This window comes from Acinetobacter sp. BMW17 (assembly GCF_001592855.1).
Classification (GTDB): Bacteria; Pseudomonadota; Gammaproteobacteria; order Pseudomonadales; family Moraxellaceae; genus Acinetobacter; species Acinetobacter johnsonii.
In genome coordinates this window covers 211,476-228,581 of the sequence record NZ_LSOD01000047.1, presented here as the reverse complement: position 1 = coordinate 228,581, position 17,106 = coordinate 211,476, and the positions used below count along the sequence as shown (strand labels likewise).

The window sequence follows — 17,106 nt, the reverse complement described above, 5'->3', positions numbered from 1 at the left end:
TCCGATTTCAGTTAGAAATTTGCAAGTAAAACCGATCATATAACATGACTAAAACAACATCAATCTTTTTTGCGCTGACGCAAAACATTATACGCGTGATGGTTGTTTCTTGGTGGATGGCAGGTACTTTCTCAGTGCAAGAAATGTAAAAAAGCGACCGTTGGTCGCCTGTTTTTGAGGGTTGAAATAGATATGCTTATGAAGCAGGCTAAGTTAATGGATTTGCCGATGAAGCATCATCTTCAGCACTGAGTAAAGCAATCAAATGCTGTTGCTGTTCGGGAGAGAGTTGCTGTTGAATCTGTGTGAATAATTCAGCCACACTTAAATCTTGGGGTTCAGCCGCAATCGGTTCGATAGTTCCACTCGTTGCTTCATGATTGGCAAGGTTTTGGTAAATCACATCGAACTGATGTTGCAGTGGTTCGAGTTGGATCGGACTTAATTGCTTATTTTCCAGTTTGAGGCATTGAAACTCACTGGCTTGTTCCAGCAACTCACTTCGGTTGCCTGAGGCAATAATTTGTAGTCGAGGAAAAGCCTGATTTAAACGTTTTAAAATGACTTGCGCCATATTTTGATCCAGTTGATGATCAATTGAATCAATCAACAGCACACCGTCACCTTCTAAACACGGAAACAGGCTCTCAGGATTGAGTAAGCATAAACGTCGCACAATATCACCAATGAGTGCTACCCAGTTGCGAATACTATTGGACAGCTGTTGATAGAGCATACTGTTGCCATGGTAGTGCACCATCAGTTGTAACTTGGGATGATATTGCAGATAAAGATCTTCTATTTCGGGCAGAACGGTTGCTAACGCTTGCTTGAGTGCTTGTAGGCTGGGCGACTGGATATGTGCTTGAGCCTGAGCCAGTTTATAGCTTAAGGGAATATCGGGTGGCATACTTTTGGGCTGATGCAATATCGTTTGTAAAAACTGTGCAGTTTGCGCATTTTCAATATCGCTGATTTCACGAAACCACTCAAAGAAACGCGCAAAGGTGGTATAGGGAATAGCTGAAATTTCATAGGCATGTGCATGTTGGAAAATCAGGGGATTATTCTTGCTGAGAATATTCATCTCATTGACAAAACGTTCCGCAGGATAATACGCAATCAACGGTAAACCTTGCAGAGGATCTTGTAACGTTGCCTGCTGATATAGATTGACCAGTTGTTCGAGTTCTAATGTTTCAACTCGACTGATGCCAATGCCTTGTTGGTTTAAGGTTTTGTAGAGTTGCCATGTATAGGGTTCGGGCGCAGTATCGGCTGCCGTAGGTTTGAGAGCATACAGCTCAGCGGGTACAGCAACTTGAATATCAATTTTGGACTGTAGGCGGTTCAGCATAATGTCGTGATCTAACATCACCACACCTGCAGAGCGTAAATCTTTATAACGGGCCGCAAACCAAGTCAGAGCCTGATAGCTAAAACGTAAGATTGAGGTCTTGCCTGAGGCTTGATCGCCTAAAATTAAAGTGACGGGTTTATCGTGATAGGAAAAATCGACTTTAAGGTCAGCAAAATGCAGGATGTGTTTCAGGTGAATCGATTGAATTTTCATAGAACACCCGTAGCGGTTGTGACTATTTTTACATTCGACTATCCAACAACTTTACGTAATGAGCTTGGCATTTGTTTTTTCAGCTGTTGCATCAGATCGTAAATGTGATGGATATTTAAACTTACTTTAGCACGTGTACAGGCCACGTAAAGCAGTCTTAACTCTTCATCACTAATTTTATGGTCTTTGTCATTGACCTTAAACTGATAATCATCTTCGATGTGAACGCGGTTCCACTCTAAGCCTTTGGCTTTGTGTGCGGTGGAAATAATATAATCCGCTTGTTCAATCGGCGTAATCTTCGCGAGGGCTTTTTTGAGTGGATCGGTGCCATGATCATCTACCAATTTTACTAAAGGTTTGATGTCACTGCCGTCATTGGTTTCGCAATATTCATGTACATCATGCCAAGAATTAAACCAGGCCAGTTCAGGCACATCGGTGACGCGCTTACCTTGTTTAAGCATTGCTGCGGCATCGACAAAGCGGTTCAGTTTGACATGGTCGGCTTGTAAGCTGACTTTGTCGCCATGGACCAATCCTGAGAGCAGCAATTCCATGGCGCGCGCATTGGTGCGACACAAAATCGCATCGCGCATTTTGGTATGAGGTTTGTTGACCACTTTGGAGTTGAGCAGAGGGTTGCCCATGAGTGGCACGGTTTCATTCAAGGCGCCTAAAATAGCATTGGCATGCAATGCAATCTCTTCACCAAAACGGAACGAGGTGGTGAGACGTGACTCAGGCAAAGGCAGTTGTTGCATGGCATTGACTGCGCCGCGCCATGCATAAATTTGTTGGTGTGCATCTCCGACATAGATCACTTGTGTATTGCGCTGTTTCAGTAAGATGCCCAACATCAGCGGATCGGCATCTTGTGCCTCATCAAACAACACATAGTCACTTGGGATATTGGGTTCAGACAACGCCCACAGTTTTAAATAAATATCATGACCAATCCCAGCCTGATGGTTGGGATCGATGGACTCTAACCAACGTCGTTCAATGGCAGGGTAGAGGTGCTTTTGTAGTGAATCGATATCATCGGGATGTAACCAGCTCGGTGCTTGTAAATGTCGCGGTGCTGGGTACTGAGAACTGGTTGAGCAGAAGTGACTCACGGCATTCGCCACAAGGCTGGCCAAGCGTGATGGCATCAACACATATTTTTCATAACGTCCGCCCATCATCCGTCTTAAAGTGATGGGTTCAAGGCGGTATTCTTTGGCAATAAAACTCGGACTTAAACGAGGCAGACGAAGTTTGTCAGTCACTCCACGTGGAACACTGCGAAAAGCAAGCGAGTGGAAGGTTCGGCAGTCGACATTGCCATGAAACTTCGTTTGCGCTTCGCTGGCAATGGCTTTGTTGAACGCCAAATACATGCCTCGTCTTTGCGGCATGGCATCGCTAATCATTTGCAGTGTGGTGGTTTTACCTGTGCCTGCATAGGCAATCACTTTAAACGATTTGCCCAGACGCGCGTTATCAATGGCAATGGCTTGCTCATAAGTCGCGCTCGGTTTGATGATATTCGACACAGGCAATAAACTTAGTGGCTGCGGTTGGCTTTTTCAAGCAAACCAGAAAGCCCTTGACGACGTGCCAATTCATTGAGAACCACTTGAGGATCTAAGTCGAAATAACCTAAAACCACAATAGTATGGAACCAAAGATCCGCCACTTCATAGATCAAATCATTTTTATGATCTTCATTGGCTTCAGACTTAAAGTCTTTCGCGGCAATCACAGTCTCGATGGCTTCTTCACCGACTTTTTCTAAAATTTTGTTGAGACCTTTGTGATACAGCTTTGCAATATAAGATGAGTCTGGATCTGCTGCTTTACGCTCAGCCATCATTTGGCCGAGGTAGGACAAAACTTCAACTTGCTCAGACTGCGCCGTTGAGGTATTCATTGCCAATGTATGTGGGTTGGTTGATTTTTCACCATAAATCGCGTTCGGGTCTTTGAGCTGTGCATCCACAATTTCCCAGCCATTTGGCGTGAGTTTACGATAGAAGCATGATTCACGCCCTGTGTGACAGGCAATCCCGCCGTGTTGTTCAATTTGCAGCACGATTACGTCGGCATCGCAGTCGAGACGAATTTCATGTACGGTTTGAAAATGCCCAGATTCTTCGCCTTTGTGCCATAACTTGTTGCGTGAACGAGAGAAATACACGGCTTGGTTTTTCTCAGCCGTCAAAGCCAAAGCTTCACGGTTCATCCATGCAACCATCAAGACACGTCCCGTTTGGTGATGCTGTGCAATGGCAGGGACTAAACCTTGTTCGTTAAATTTTACTTCATCGAGCCATTGCAAATTGTTCATAAGATTTCACCAAGCGAATAAATATTGAGAGTGCTACGATGTTAACGTAGCGCGCTATAGTCTACGTGATTTAAACAGAATAGAGGAGAAACTTTCTACAGTTATCTCACAGCGGCTTAATTGATGTATTTTAGAAATTCATCTATCACTCACCCATCCAAAGCAGATGGCGATGATTGACGTCGCATTCTACACAGAATGATTGTTTTGTTTTGCAATATCCCGATAGTTCATTTGACTGAACATGCCTAATTTTAAACCTGAAATCGTCACCGCCATTTCTTTACGGAAATAGGGAATTCGATACATCCAAGCAAAGCTAAAATCACGTAAACCACCTGCCCACCATAGGTCAGATTGGTAAAGTGGTGTGAGTAAACGACTTAAAAATTGATAGAAAGCTGTCGAACTTTGACGGTGTTGATGATACGTTTGCCAGAGTTGGACATAATCAAGGGCTTCATTTTTTCTTGCGCTTTGAACCGCTTGCCCCAAAGCCCATGCATCTAAAAGGGCCATATTTGCACCTTGCCCCAGTTGTGGACTCATGGCATGTGCTGCATCACCCATGACACCAATACGACCCTCACCAAACTTAGACAGTACTACATCACGATAATTTGCCGTCAACCATTGTGATTTTTGTTCAGGCTGGGCAATGACTTGTTCTAACCAATCCGCAGCAGGTTTCCAACGCTTAGACACTTGGTTTAACCAGTCAGAATGCGCTTGTGAATTGTGTAGAAAACTATTCAGTTGATGGCTTGGAAGACTCCAAAACACACTCGATAGTCTTTGCTTGGGTTCATGTGGCACTGTACCGGTCGGTAAGATGCCCATCATCATTTTAGAGCGATCATGAAACTGATGTAAAATTTCTGTATCTAATTCAAGGCATTCGGGAACAATTGTCCATTTGGCTCCCCAAGGATAAGCTTGATCAACCTTCACCCATTTTTTCGGTCTTAAGAGGCTGCGTGCGCCATTGGCAATGATCACAGCATCAAAAGCTTGATCAAATGATTCACCATCTTTTGTACCCGAAACCCGAACTTGATTGGATGTTTCTTTTAATTTTTGAATGTCGGTATTCATTTGCCAAGTAATGAGTTCGGAATATTCACGGCATTTATTTTCTAAAACATGACATAACGTTGCTCGATGGATACCGACACCATAAAAATCAGGATGCGCTTGTTGATAATGACTATTGACCAGTAAATTGCCACTCGGTAACTGACCTTTGAGCCCAGTGACTTTTGCACCCAGTCTTAAAACCTCATCTAAAAGGCCTAAATGCTCAAAAACAGCTAAACCAGAAGGCTGTAGTAACAGTCCTGCGCCGACAGGTTCGAGTTCTGAGGCTTTCTCTAAAATACTGACTTGAATATTTTGTCGAGCCAGTAAAATCGCAGTGGCTAACCCTGCGGTTCCAGCACCGATGATGGCGAAGTGGGGCGGGTGATTAGAAATCATAGATCGAATGATTTAACCATTGTCTAAAATGAATGCGTAACGAATATCATCAGATTTTTTTAATTGGTCGATGTTGATTTGAATGAAATCTTCTAACGAGCTTGCAATCACATTTTTCCCCAAGATTCATTTTGTAATTCAATGACTTGACCATATTTTTTTTGTTCACTTAAAATTATTGTTAGCATAGAAAAAATGTAATCTCGATTTTTCTTTATTTGGTCAGATTAAACAAGATTACATTCATGCGCAAATTTTGTTTATAAATCTTGTATCGCCTGTGCAAAATGCTGTTTTTCCAACATTTCCAAGAATTCATCACCTAAGCGCTGACTTTCAGAAATACATTGGTTCCACATTTGAATGCGCTGTTTTTGATCGAGCCCTTTGAGGGTGAAATCTTTACGATCGGGCAGGCGTCCTAAAGGTAAACTCCGTAAATAGTCTTGGGACGGAGACAGGAGTAGCGTGCGGGCTTGGTTTTCAGGGTTGGCGCGACGTTTAAACAGTTTATCAAACCAACCGGGCGTAATGCTGTCCGTAAAGTGCGGATAAAGCACAATGCCTTGACTCTCAAAAGGCAGATCGATGTGATAGTCAATCAGACCACCATCGCGATAACTGCCTTGTGGCGCATCTGGAATATCGCGAATTGCGGCCATCACGCCTGGAATAGAGGCTGAAGCAATCAGCCAAGGCAGAACGTTTGCAGCGGTGAGACTGTGATAATGAGTGAGGAAATCATCTTCCACTTTAAATTGTTTACCATTGCTGGGCTGACTAATTACCCGTTGCATAAAGTGGCGACTATGCTTTCGCGAAACAGCGGTTGTTCCGATGATACCTGCCACAGAGGCCAATAGCGGGAGAACTTGGTCACTTTGGAAGATGTGCTGTGCTTTAATCGACAGCACTGTGAGGTGGTAATCGGGATGATTGACCAATTCCGCTTCTTTGCCTTGCACCAAGTCGAGCAGCATGCCACGGCAAATATCACTGACTTCTTGACGCTGCATTTTTTTGTCAAAATAGAGGTTGGTATAGAGTTCACCTAAACGTTCGGTACCTGCTTTCGCACCGTGCGCTAAGATGCTCGCAAAGCGCCAACTGCCAATGGATGAACCAATCAACGTTCGTCTTTGCGGTGCACGAGCAAAGAATTCACCAAAAATGGCTTGGTCTAAACCTTGAATCCCGATGCCTTTGGGCCCACCTGCGGCACCGGGTACAATATCGACCTGTTCAGCTTGTAAGCCTTCACTTTGAATGAGTTGACGTGCTAATTTACCTGCACGAATGCTTAAAGCTGGAGGGTGTTTTTGCAGGATTTGAGTCATCGTGATCATTCAAAATAGACAATATGTATTGTCATTTTAACTGGCGAGAGAGCGAGCGCATTGGCAAAAGTGATCCAAGAATGACTTGGGAGTCACTTCCTACATAAAACCTAAACATAAAAAAGCCTGAGAGACTCAGGCTTTTAATACAGCAGAAAGCGTCTATTTAAACACGCGCCACACCGCCAGTAAGCTGGTGAGTACAATTAAAATCACTGAAATAAACCAAGGCGAGATAATCGCAATCGACAGCAAAATGGCCATGAGACTGCCAAAAATCCAACTGCGTTTTTGCTGATGCTCCATTTGTAGGCGCATACTTTGCAGTTCATTGAGCTGTTTAGCATGCCAAGCTGATTGGTTTTTGAGACCATTTAAGCTATCGACCAACAGCGTTGGGAAGTCTTGTGCCCCTAAAAGTAAGTCCGGAATTTTTTGTCCTAACTCTTTTAGGTTCTTTTGTGGATTCATTTGCGCTTTGATCCAATCGGTCAGGATTGGCTTAGCTAGGCTCCAAATGTCCAGCTCCGGGTAAAGGTCAGTCCCTAAACCTTCAACATGTACGAGGGTTTTAAGCAGCAGCATCAGTTGTGGCGGAATTTCCAAATGGAAGCGTCGTGCAATATCCATCACTTGAATCAAAATGCCCGCGAAGTCCAATTCATGCATGGGTTTGGACACCATTGGCCCGACCGTGCGACGCATTTCACGTGCTAACGTATCTTGGTCTGTGCCCGGTGGAATCCAACCAGCTTGATGCACGATTTGAATCAGTTGCATAAAGTCGCTGTTCATGACCGCAAGTAGCATACGTGCCACGGTCATTTGGTCGTGCTTCGACAACTCACCCATAATGGCACAGTCTAGTGCAATATAGCGGGGTTGGCTTGGGTTTAGGGTTTCAACGAAGACATTGCCCGGATGCATGTCGGCATGGAAAAAGTTGTCACGGAAGACTTGGGTAAAGAAAATGGTTAAGCCTTTTTCCGCCAGATCTTTACGATCCATCCCCAGCTTTTCAAAGGTTTCAATGTCTGAAATGGGAACGCCCGTAATGCGTTCAGCCACCATCACGTCTTTGCTATCCATATAGACTTCAGGCACATACATCACGCTTGAGCCTGTAAAGTAATGGCGCATACGACGGGTATTGTCGGCTTCTAAGGTCAAATCCAGTTCATTTAAGATGACCTGACGATAGTCCTGAATAATTTCAGATAAGTGTAGTGCACGCGCGGCTTCTAGGCGTTTTTCAAGAAAATCGCCCAACCATTCTAAAATTTCAAAGTCTTGTAAAATTTGGCTACGAATAGCGGGACGGGTGACTTTCACCACCACTTCGCGCCCATCATGTAAAGCGGCTGTATGTACTTGAGCAATCGAGGCTGCTGCCAACGGTTGTTCATCGAAGCGTGCAAACAACGTATTTACATCGGCTTTCAGTGATTCTTGAATGCGCATTTTCGCGACATCAGAACCAAACGGTTTGACACGGTCTTGGAGTAGAACCAGTTGTTGTAGTACTTCAGGTGGAATTAGGTCACGACGAGTAGACAGCAACTGTCCCATTTTAATCGCCAGTGGTCCCATTTCCTCTAAAGCTTGTTTGAGCTTCAGTGGGTTTTTACGTTCACGACTGGACCATGCCGCAGGGTGCATACGAATTACACCCAGCGCATGACGCGCTTTTTCAGGTAATTCTTCCGCAGGAAACAACGTGTCGAGTCTATAGTGCGCGGCAATGCGCCAAAGTTCGAGTAAACGTGAAACGTGCGGAATCATATATGTAAATACCTAGTTCTGAGTTGAGTCTTGAGTGTCAATCTGTGCTTGAAGCTGTTGAATTTTGGCTTCGGCACGATCTAAGTTTTGATTAAAAATGCGGGTGTCTTGATGCAGATCATCCATTTGCCAACGCGGGGCAAATAGACCACTGTCTTCTTTTAAGGCATCTTCAGCAAAAAACAAATGACTTTGTAAGGCCTGTTTGATGTGCTTTGGTGTCATTTGAATTTTAGCCAATTCATGCGCCAAACTTGGGCCAATCCACGGGCTTAAATGCGCAGCCAAGTCAGGCTCAGCGTGTTGCATAATCCGTTGAATATCTTGCAGAAGGTGATAATCGCCTTGGAGCGGGATATTGCCGACATCATCCGCCAGTAATAGCTTGAGCAGCTCAACCACATTGGCCACCGTTAAAGTTGCGGTTGCTGGGGTGTGAGATTGAGCTTGGTCAAAAGGGCGTTGTTCGAAAATGGACGCTGTTTCACTATGCCCTGTAACGGTAGGTTCTAAGCGCACTTTGGCTTGGTCAAAGAACACATCTACAGACAGTTGCGGGGACGCGATCACCACACGTAACATCTTGCCTTGTAGTTCATTGAGCTGGATGCGAGTGATCGCATCCAAATTAATCACATGATGAATTAATCGTTCAACTGCACCGAGTGCCAGAATCGACCACATAATTTGCCCTTAAACGTTAATTTTAAAGTTTAAAACCACGGTGTACAGCAACGATACCACCTGTCAGGTTGTGATAGTCGCAGTTTTGGAAGCCTGCATTTTCCATCATGCCTTTTAGCGTGCGTTGGTCTGGGTGCATACGAATGGACTCGGCTAAATATTTATAGCTTTCTGAGTCATTGGCAATAATTTTGCCCATGATCGGCAGTGCGGTGAAAGAATATAGATCGTACAGTTTTGAAAAAGGCTCAAACACAGGTTTAGAAAACTCTAATACCAGTAGGCGACCACCTGGCTTAAGCACGCGGTACATCGCTGCAAGTGCTGCATCTTTATCGGTCACATTACGTAGACCAAACGAGATCGTGAGTAGGTCGAAGCTGTTGTCTTCAAATGGCTCGAGGGTTTCAGCATTGGCTAATACGAAGTCAACATTGGTACAGCCTGCATCAATTAAACGATCACGCCCCACATTCAACATCGATTCATTAATGTCTGAAAGTACCACATGACCTGTAGGGCCAACTTCGCGGCTAAACACTTTAGCCAAGTCGCCTGTCCCGCCAGCAATATCTAGCACGTGTTGACCACGACGTACCCCTGACATATTGATCGCAAAGCGTTTCCATAGACGGTGAATACCAAAAGACATCAAGTCATTCATAATGTCGTATTTGCTGGCAACCGAGTGGAAAACTTCCGCCACTTTTTGCGCTTTATCTTCACTGCTCACCGTCTGGTAACCAAAGTGTGTGGTACTGCCGACGTTACCTGTGTTGGCACCGCGAGGAAGATTGTATTTGGGTACAGAACCCGTCACTGGGGTATCAGTCAACTGTTGTTGTAATGATTTTTGTTGACCTTGCGCCGTACCTTGGGGTAATGGTTCAGTTAAAAATGGACTCACTTTGTCTGTGTTTTGTGCCGACTCTTGAGTAGCGGTAGGCGTTTGATTTTCATTCGACATGGGAGTCACTCCTAACATAGCAATAGGGTAAATGTTGCAGTGCATGCATGATGACAGATTCTAGGACGTTGTACAGTAACCATCATGCAATTGTGCTGAATAATATACAGAAAAACAGCAGAGCAAAGCTGCTGCTGGCTTATTTTTATCAAGTCATTCGTTGAAATTTACTGAAAAGGATACAAATGCCCAGCATGGACTTTATCAATAATTTGACGTTCCACCGCCGTAAAGTCTTTCACAAATTTCTCTGCCGACTTTAGCGGTTTCATGGCCAAAAAGCCATCCTGCATAAATTCATACATGACATTGAAGTTATATTTGTTGGCCGTCCCTTTACACATCTTAAAAGCGGTATAGACCATAAAAGAGCGCATGTATTTATCGAGGTTTTTACCTAATTGATCGAGTAAATACAGTTGTTTCAAGCGTTCTTCGCCTTGTTCTAGTTTTAAATAGGCTTGGCGCATCAAATCATCGGTTAAGGCTTCAGAGGGATGGTGATCTTTCAGTAATTGCATTGCCACTTGTTCATCCAGTCGCACCGCCAAAATCGCCAACTCAACCCCAGAGGTACCGGTTTTAATGGCATTTTCAGGAATTAATTTCTCTGCTTTGTGCGCATATTTGCTCAAGCGCGCAATTTGTCCTGCCAAAGCGTCAAAATCTGGGCCACCATATAAACGGTTGATAAAATACTCGGCCATCAAGAGGTTCTGTTTTTCTGCGAAAGCACGGTTATGCGTGCGTTGCATCCGTTGCTTTTGCCAGACTTGTACATCTTGTAAACGTTGGAAGAGCACCGAATTTTGATGATAATGCAATTGGTAATACTGTTCTAAAAGCTCATCGAGGGCGGCGAGTTTGGACATTTGCTGTCTCAGTTCTATTTAAAGATAGCTAAATCTTAGTGCGTGATGACGGAACTCGCTATGACAAAGTGACAAAAAAACTATTTATTTGTGGTCAGTTTGATGTAGAAGTAGTCAAAAGATACATATGAAAATCATCTAGACCATCATCTTTTAGGATCTAGTGATTTGATTAAATAGAAAAAAGGAGGGGGCCATGGATACAGAAACGATCGCCAGTACAGTGCTGAACGAAGAACAGCTTTCACTGGACTTAATTGAAGCGCAATATGCGTTGATGAATACCCGTGATCAGAGCAATGCAAAAAGTTTAGTGATTTTGGTCAGTGGAATTGAACTTGCGGGTAAAGGCGAAGCGGTGAAACAGCTGCGCGAATGGGTCGATCCGCGTTTTTTATATGTCAAAGCCGATCCACCGCACTTGTTTAATCTAAAACAGCCTTTTTGGCAGCCCTATACTCGATTTGTACCTGCCGAAGGGCAAATTATGGTGTGGTTTGGTAATTGGTATGGGGACTTGTTGGCTACGGCCATGCATGCTTCAAAGCCTTTGGACGACACTTTGTTTGATGAATATGTCAGCAATATGCGGGCTTTTGAACAGGACTTAAAAAACAACAACGTAGATGTCTTAAAAGTTTGGTTCGATTTGTCGTGGAAGTCTCTGCAAAAGCGTCTGGATGATATGGACCCGAGCGAAGTGCATTGGCATAAGTTGCATGGGCTAGACTGGCGCAATAAAAAACAATATGACACCTTACAAAAGCTACGTACGCGCTTCACCGACGACTGGCAAATCATTGATGGTGAAGATGAGGATTTGCGTAATCACAATTTTGCACAAGCGATTTTAACAGCGCTGCGTCACTGTCCAGAGCATGAAAAAAAGGCCGCATTAAAATGGCAGCAAGCGCCGATACCAGATATTCTGACTCAGTTTGAAGCCCCTCAAGCTGAGGATGCAAACTATAAAGCAGAGTTAAAAAAACTCACCAAACAAGTGGCCGATGCCATCCGCTGTGATGACCGTAAAGTGGTGATCGCTTTTGAAGGTATGGATGCCGCTGGGAAAGGTGGTGCGATTAAGCGCATTGTGAAAAAGCTCGACCCGCGAGAATATGAAATTCATACCATTGCCGCACCTGAAAAGTATGAGTTACGCCGTCCTTACCAGTGGCGTTTTTGGAGCAAATTGCAGTCGGATGACATCACTATTTTTGATCGGACATGGTATGGACGCGTTTTGGTAGAGAGGATAGAAGGCTTCGCAACCGAGGTTGAGTGGCAACGCGCTTATGCGGAAATCAATCGTTTTGAAAAAAACCTCAGTAACAGCCAAACCGTGCTGATTAAGTTTTGGCTGGCGATTGATAAAGATGAACAAGCAGCGCGTTTTAAAGCCCGCGAAAGTACTCCGCATAAACGCTTTAAAATTACCGAAGAAGATTGGCGCAATCGCGACAAATGGGATGACTATTTAAAGGCAGCCGCGGATATGTTTGCGCATACCGACACCAGCTATGCACCTTGGTATATTATTTCCACCAATGATAAACAACAGGCCCGAATTGAAGTCTTAAGAGCAATTTTAAAACAGCTCAAAGCGGATCGCGACACGGATTAAAAAACTTAAAAAAACGGTCATTTGACCGTTTTTTATAGAGGTAGATTTAGTTCTTTAACTTAAAGGAATTTGGGTCACTGGCGCTGCAACAGGAACACCTTGTTCAGCGGCTTGTTTTAGTTGAATGCCTTTGGCGAGCTTATACGACTCCTCCACATGGGTTTCCGCAATTTTTTTCATCACGACATAACCCAAGCTGGCCGCAATCATTTGTCCACCTAAGGGAATGAATTTGGTGACTTGTTTGGTGATGTATTTAGCTGCCATGTTATTGAGGGATTTCTTCACGGCTGTACGTGCCACCACCAGTCCAGAGAACTCCACACCACGTTTACGCAGTTCTGACCAATGTATTTGCTTGGTTTCTGGGTCGTAGACACTGACTTGCTCTGGGGTTAAACCAAAGCGGGCGTTAATTTCGGGAATCAACTGTGACAATATGCCCACATCAATCACCACATCGAGGAAGGGGACTGGAATAACCGCAGCACCTGCGGAAAAATAGGCGCGCTTTTTAACTAAGTCCAAACATTCTTCGCGGATTTTTTCTAAATTTAAAGAGGGATCAATTTTTTCTGGAATGTGCTCTAATTTCATTTTCTAAATCCTAAAATATCCTGATTCACATTGATTCTAGTTTTGCTTAAAGTGCGTATTTTAAAGCAAATTTTAAATAGAAATATGTCATGAAAGTGACATAGACAGAACTAGAAGTATAGTCAATAATCTGTGTACTTTTGTAGATTTTTCATAAGATGGTTATTTGAGAGGAAACATGGCGATACACGTAATACAAAGTCAGCGTATTGATGTTCTGTTGCAGGCCATGCAAAAAACCGTCTTTAAACCAGCCAAAAATGCCTTTCAAGTGTTGCAAGCACAGCACTTTATTGTACCTTCACCTGCGGTTGAGGCCTGGCTAACACAAAAGTTGGCGGAGCAGCAGGGCATCAGTGCCAACACGCAGTTTCATCATCGTATTCGTGGTTTTCAATGGGCGGCTTATCAGTGGGTTTTGGTCGATCAAAAAGACGAAGTCCGTAAAGCCAATATTCCGCGATTGATTATTAAATGGCGCGTCTTCCAAGCCTTAAAAGAATTTATACAAGCTGAGCTGAATCCTTTAGAGGTTGCCCATCCGTTGTATCCGATTATTCAGCGGATCTATGCCAGTGCTGACCGTTTGCAACAGGGTATTGATAAACAGCTGAAAAAACAAAGTATGTTGTATTGGGTCGCGGAGCAGGTTTCACGGCTATTTAGTTTTTATATGGATTATCGTGGGCATTGCACCAAAGGTTGTCCACCGCAAAGTTGCCGTTGCCAGACCAATTGGTTACAAGCGTGGGGCAAAAACCAGCCGCTCGATTTGGAGCAGATGTTTTTTAAAACTCAGCAAGAACTCAGTACTTTTCAGATCAATCAAGCGCATGAGCTGGAAGCGTGGCAGCGTTGGCTCTGGCAAGTGGTGTTCCATGCTGACTTTGAACAAATTCAGCGTATTGATACTGCATTTTGGGGCTTACTCGATCAAGCCGAGACCCGAGATGCTGCACTGAAAAAATTGCCTGCGCAGTTGGTGGTATTTACGGTTTTAGATTTACCGCCAAAACAATTGGAGTTTTTACATCGATTGGGGCAATATCTCGAGATCTTTATTTTTCACTATAACCCTTCACAAGAATACTGGGCGGACAGTGTCGATCCCAACTGGAAAGCGCGTTATGACGCACGGGTGAAGCAGCGTTTTATTGAAAAACATCCAAATGCCAATGATGCAGAGATTCAACAGTTTTTTGATGAGTTTACCCTCAATTTTAATGCAGAAACCCGAGAGTCTCGCCATCCTTTACTGACCCGATTTGGTAAACAGGCACGGGACCATTTCTCTTTACTTTCCAATCTTTCTTCAGGTGAAGATGGCGTATGGGCCGATGTCTTTGTTGATGAATATCCAGAAACTTTACTTGGTAAAATTCAGTCTGATGTCCTGTATTTGGTAGAACCTACGCAGCATCAGTATGCTTTGGCTGAACAAGATGATTCAATACAGATTCATGTTTGTCATTCCAGCCTTAGACAGCTTGAAGTCCTCAAAGATCAACTGACGCATTGGTTGGCTCAGGGCACGGCTGAAGCACCACGACGTCCAAGTGATATTTTAGTGTTGACGCCCAGTTTGACTGAGCTAGAACCTTTTATTCGCAGTGTTTTTGCACCTCCTCCCCATGAGCGTGAGGCTTTGAAAAAGGGCCATCAACTGAGTAAAGACAGTATTTATTTGCCGATTAAGCTAGCTGGCGTGACTCAGCTCGATGCCTTAAATGCCTGGCGTGCTGTGTTGGGACGGATGGTCTTGGTACGGGGGCGTTTCAGTATTGAGGACTTTGCCGATTGGCTCAGTTTAAATGCAACGCAGCAACGTTATGGCTTAGACATGAATATGATTGAGCGGATGACTGAGCTGTTGATCAACGCAGGCTTTAAGCGTGGATTGGATGCCGAACATTTAAAACGCAGTTTGGCCGAAGGGGATGAAGATTATCGTTATAGTCTGAAGTTTGCCTTAGATCGTTTGGCTTTAGGCGTCGCTGTACCAGAGCATGTGCTGTTTCATGAGACTTTAAGCTATGCCCAAGTACAGTCGAGTGATTTTGAGCTGATTGGTGTTTTGATAGAAATCTATCAAGATTTTAAACACCGTTCCGAGTGGATGATCGCGCATGAAACCGGACAGCGAACGACTGCGGAAACTTGGCTGAATCGTTTGATGGAAGATATTCGCGAGTTTGAAGCTGCGGGTGTCGAGTCTTTGGCCGCAGTGTATAAGATGGTCAAAAAACAAGAACGTATGCTGACCTTGGCGAGTTTCTATGACGAACACGACCATCATGCACTGCGCAGTTTAAGTTTACCTTTGCCTTATGTATTAGAAGAAATCCAAAAGACCTTAGAAGCGCAACTGGACTATGCCGAACCTACAGGGCAGATCACATTTAGTCAAATTGGTCAGATTCGACCTGTGCCGTATAAGTTGATCGTGATGTTGGGCTTGGACAGTGGCAAGTTTCCCAACCGCAGTGCGCATTTGCCTTTTGACCTAATGGATTTACTGAAGCCACAACTGGGGGATCGTTCCCGTTTGGAAGATGATCAAGGGGCTTTTCTAGATGCCTTGTTGTTGGCACAAGAGAACTTATGGTTATTTTATAATGGCTTTGATATCAACGATGGTGAAGTCCGTGATCCGTCTACGGTATTGCAAGAACTGGTTCAGCATATGGCCTTTATTGTGCAGCCTGACACACAAAGCAAGAGTGTCAATGCAACGGTTGATCAGCATGGTGTGACTGTCCCTGCACAGTTGGCATCGCTGTATCATGTCCATCCTTTATTGCCTTTTGATCCGCGTGGTTTTGAGTCTGAGCACAGTGTCCGTTTTCAAGACCAATGGTTTCAAGTCGCGAAACAATTGCAACATGCATCGGGACAACGGAGCAGTTGGGTCAATACGCCTTATCCAAAATTAGAGCAAGATATTCAAGTTCTTGATAGTCAGCAGTGGATTCAGGACATCACTTTCCCTGCAAGGCTGTATCTCAAGACTTTAGGCGTGGAAAACTTAAAACCAGAAGAGGTTCCTGCAACGCAAGAACCGTTACTGCTCGATGGTTTAGGACGTTATGCCATTCGTCATTTTTTACAACAACATGAGGCAGCGGCAGATGCCAATCTTCTGATGGATCAACTGCCGATTGGTAAAGTCCAAGATGGGGTCTGGCAAATGAGCGTGCTTGAGCAGCAGCGCTTGCTGACACGTTTACAACGCTATGCACCCGAGGCTACAGCCACGACCCAACAAGTCTGGAAGGTGAATGAACATTTACAAATCAATGTCACCCTAGCCAAATACAGTGCTGAAAAATGGGTCAGTGTAGAAGCATCTAGTGCCAGAGCAAAGCGCCGTGCCAAAGTTTGGTTAGAGTATTTACTGTGGTTGGCTTATGTCAATTTGGGAGAGGGCGGACAGCAATATCAACGCATCGTGGTGTTTAGTGACCGAACCATTTTATGTACTGGTGTGAGTTCAAATCAGGCGCGTGAATGGCTCAAACCTTGGTTGAAAGCATGGGAGTATGCACAAACTCAGCCTTTGGTTTTACCTGCGGCCTTGTTACTGAAAATTGCAGAGAAAGATAAAACGCATGAATGGCAACTGAATGATCAGGAACAGATGGTGATTGCGGACATGGACGCCATTTATAAAGTGTGGGAAGAAGATGGTCGCTTTAGTGGTTTTTCAATGACTGAAAACGAAGCCAATAAAGCACACCGCGACTGGCAGTTTATTTTACAAGAGCAGGATGCCAAAGCATTACTTGCCCATGCCTGTGAGCAGTTTTCTTATGAATTATATCATCCGATATTTTTGCATCAGCAAAGGCTTGAGGACTAA

General features: G+C 44.2%; 12 protein-coding genes. 2 read left to right on the top strand and 10 right to left on the bottom strand.

Annotated features, from left to right (window positions below; all coding sequences use genetic code 11):
- Window positions 1-208 precede the first annotated feature (208 nt).
- The 9 genes from AXW61_RS15820 to AXW61_RS15780 all read right to left on the bottom strand — a co-directional run bounded on the left by AXW61_RS15820 (window position 209) and on the right by AXW61_RS15780 (window position 11,026).
- On the bottom strand, window positions 209-1,573 hold the full coding sequence (locus AXW61_RS15820; protein WP_062035157.1) for an AAA family ATPase: 1,365 nt from the start codon (window positions 1,571-1,573) through the stop codon (window positions 209-211).
- A 38-nt stretch (window positions 1,574-1,611) separates the two neighbouring features.
- A complete protein-coding gene (locus AXW61_RS15815; protein WP_004692691.1) occupies window positions 1,612-3,114 on the bottom strand; it encodes an AAA family ATPase in 1,503 nt (500 codons plus the stop codon).
- Window positions 3,115-3,125: 11 nt separating this feature from the next.
- Window positions 3,126-3,908, bottom strand: a complete 783-nt coding sequence (gene hisIE / locus AXW61_RS15810) for a bifunctional phosphoribosyl-AMP cyclohydrolase/phosphoribosyl-ATP diphosphatase HisIE (RefSeq protein ID WP_062035155.1) — start codon at window positions 3,906-3,908, stop codon at window positions 3,126-3,128.
- A 189-nt stretch (window positions 3,909-4,097) separates the two neighbouring features.
- Window positions 4,098-5,384, bottom strand: a complete 1,287-nt coding sequence (locus AXW61_RS15805; RefSeq protein ID WP_062035153.1) for an NAD(P)/FAD-dependent oxidoreductase — start codon at window positions 5,382-5,384, stop codon at window positions 4,098-4,100.
- A 260-nt stretch (window positions 5,385-5,644) separates the two neighbouring features.
- The gene (locus AXW61_RS15800) at window positions 5,645-6,721 is read right to left on the bottom strand and encodes a patatin-like phospholipase family protein (RefSeq protein WP_062035151.1); all 1,077 of its coding nucleotides are present in this window, start codon (window positions 6,719-6,721) and stop codon (window positions 5,645-5,647) included.
- 162 nt (window positions 6,722-6,883) lie between these two features.
- The gene (locus tag AXW61_RS15795) at window positions 6,884-8,503 is read right to left on the bottom strand and encodes an AarF/UbiB family protein (protein ID WP_062035150.1); all 1,620 of its coding nucleotides are present in this window, start codon (window positions 8,501-8,503) and stop codon (window positions 6,884-6,886) included.
- 12 nt (window positions 8,504-8,515) lie between these two features.
- Entirely contained in the window at window positions 8,516-9,187 is a 672-nt protein-coding gene (locus AXW61_RS15790) for a hypothetical protein (RefSeq protein WP_062035148.1), read from the bottom strand.
- Between the two features lie 22 nt (window positions 9,188-9,209).
- Complete coding sequence (gene ubiE, locus AXW61_RS15785) at window positions 9,210-10,154, bottom strand: bifunctional demethylmenaquinone methyltransferase/2-methoxy-6-polyprenyl-1,4-benzoquinol methylase UbiE (RefSeq protein WP_010325783.1); 945 nt, start codon at window positions 10,152-10,154, stop codon at window positions 9,210-9,212.
- A gap of 167 nt (window positions 10,155-10,321) precedes the next feature.
- Window positions 10,322-11,026 (bottom strand): hypothetical protein, encoded by a 705-nt coding sequence (locus AXW61_RS15780; protein ID WP_062035146.1) that lies wholly within the window; start codon window positions 11,024-11,026, stop codon window positions 10,322-10,324.
- A 196-nt stretch (window positions 11,027-11,222) separates the two neighbouring features.
- Between AXW61_RS15780 and AXW61_RS15775 the strand changes: the two genes are divergently transcribed.
- Window positions 11,223-12,650 carry a phosphate--AMP phosphotransferase gene (locus AXW61_RS15775; RefSeq protein WP_062035144.1) on the top strand — a complete coding sequence of 476 codons (1,428 nt, stop codon included), beginning with the start codon at window positions 11,223-11,225 and terminating at the stop codon, window positions 12,648-12,650.
- A 54-nt stretch (window positions 12,651-12,704) separates the two neighbouring features.
- On the opposite strand, the gene AXW61_RS15770 is transcribed toward AXW61_RS15775, so the two are convergent.
- Window positions 12,705-13,247 (bottom strand): hypothetical protein, encoded by a 543-nt coding sequence (locus tag AXW61_RS15770; RefSeq protein ID WP_010325785.1) that lies wholly within the window; start codon window positions 13,245-13,247, stop codon window positions 12,705-12,707.
- 178 nt (window positions 13,248-13,425) lie between these two features.
- On the opposite strand from AXW61_RS15770, the gene AXW61_RS15765 reads away from it, so the two are divergent.
- Window positions 13,426-17,106, top strand: a complete 3,681-nt coding sequence (locus AXW61_RS15765) for an exodeoxyribonuclease V subunit gamma (RefSeq protein WP_062035142.1) — start codon at window positions 13,426-13,428, stop codon at window positions 17,104-17,106.

Excerpts from the sequence above, each read along its gene's own strand:
- AXW61_RS15820 (WP_062035157.1), bottom strand. The coding sequence starts at position 1,573 with ATGAAAATTCAATCGATTCACCTGAAACACATCCTGCATTTTGCTGAC.
- hisIE (WP_062035155.1), bottom strand. The coding sequence starts at position 3,908 with ATGAACAATTTGCAATGGCTCGATGAAGTAAAATTTAACGAACAAGGT.
- AXW61_RS15805 (WP_062035153.1), bottom strand. The coding sequence starts at position 5,384 with ATGATTTCTAATCACCCGCCCCACTTCGCCATCATCGGTGCTGGAACC.
- AXW61_RS15800 (WP_062035151.1), bottom strand. The coding sequence starts at position 6,721 with ATGACTCAAATCCTGCAAAAACACCCTCCAGCTTTAAGCATTCGTGCA.
- AXW61_RS15795 (WP_062035150.1), bottom strand. The coding sequence starts at position 8,503 with ATGATTCCGCACGTTTCACGTTTACTCGAACTTTGGCGCATTGCCGCG.
- AXW61_RS15790 (WP_062035148.1), bottom strand. The coding sequence starts at position 9,187 with ATGTGGTCGATTCTGGCACTCGGTGCAGTTGAACGATTAATTCATCAT.
- ubiE (WP_010325783.1), bottom strand. The coding sequence starts at position 10,154 with ATGTCGAATGAAAATCAAACGCCTACCGCTACTCAAGAGTCGGCACAA.
- AXW61_RS15780 (WP_062035146.1), bottom strand. The coding sequence starts at position 11,026 with ATGTCCAAACTCGCCGCCCTCGATGAGCTTTTAGAACAGTATTACCAA.
- AXW61_RS15775 (WP_062035144.1), top strand. The coding sequence starts at position 11,223 with ATGGATACAGAAACGATCGCCAGTACAGTGCTGAACGAAGAACAGCTT.
- AXW61_RS15770 (WP_010325785.1), bottom strand. The coding sequence starts at position 13,247 with ATGAAATTAGAGCACATTCCAGAAAAAATTGATCCCTCTTTAAATTTA.
- AXW61_RS15765 (WP_062035142.1), top strand. The coding sequence starts at position 13,426 with ATGGCGATACACGTAATACAAAGTCAGCGTATTGATGTTCTGTTGCAG.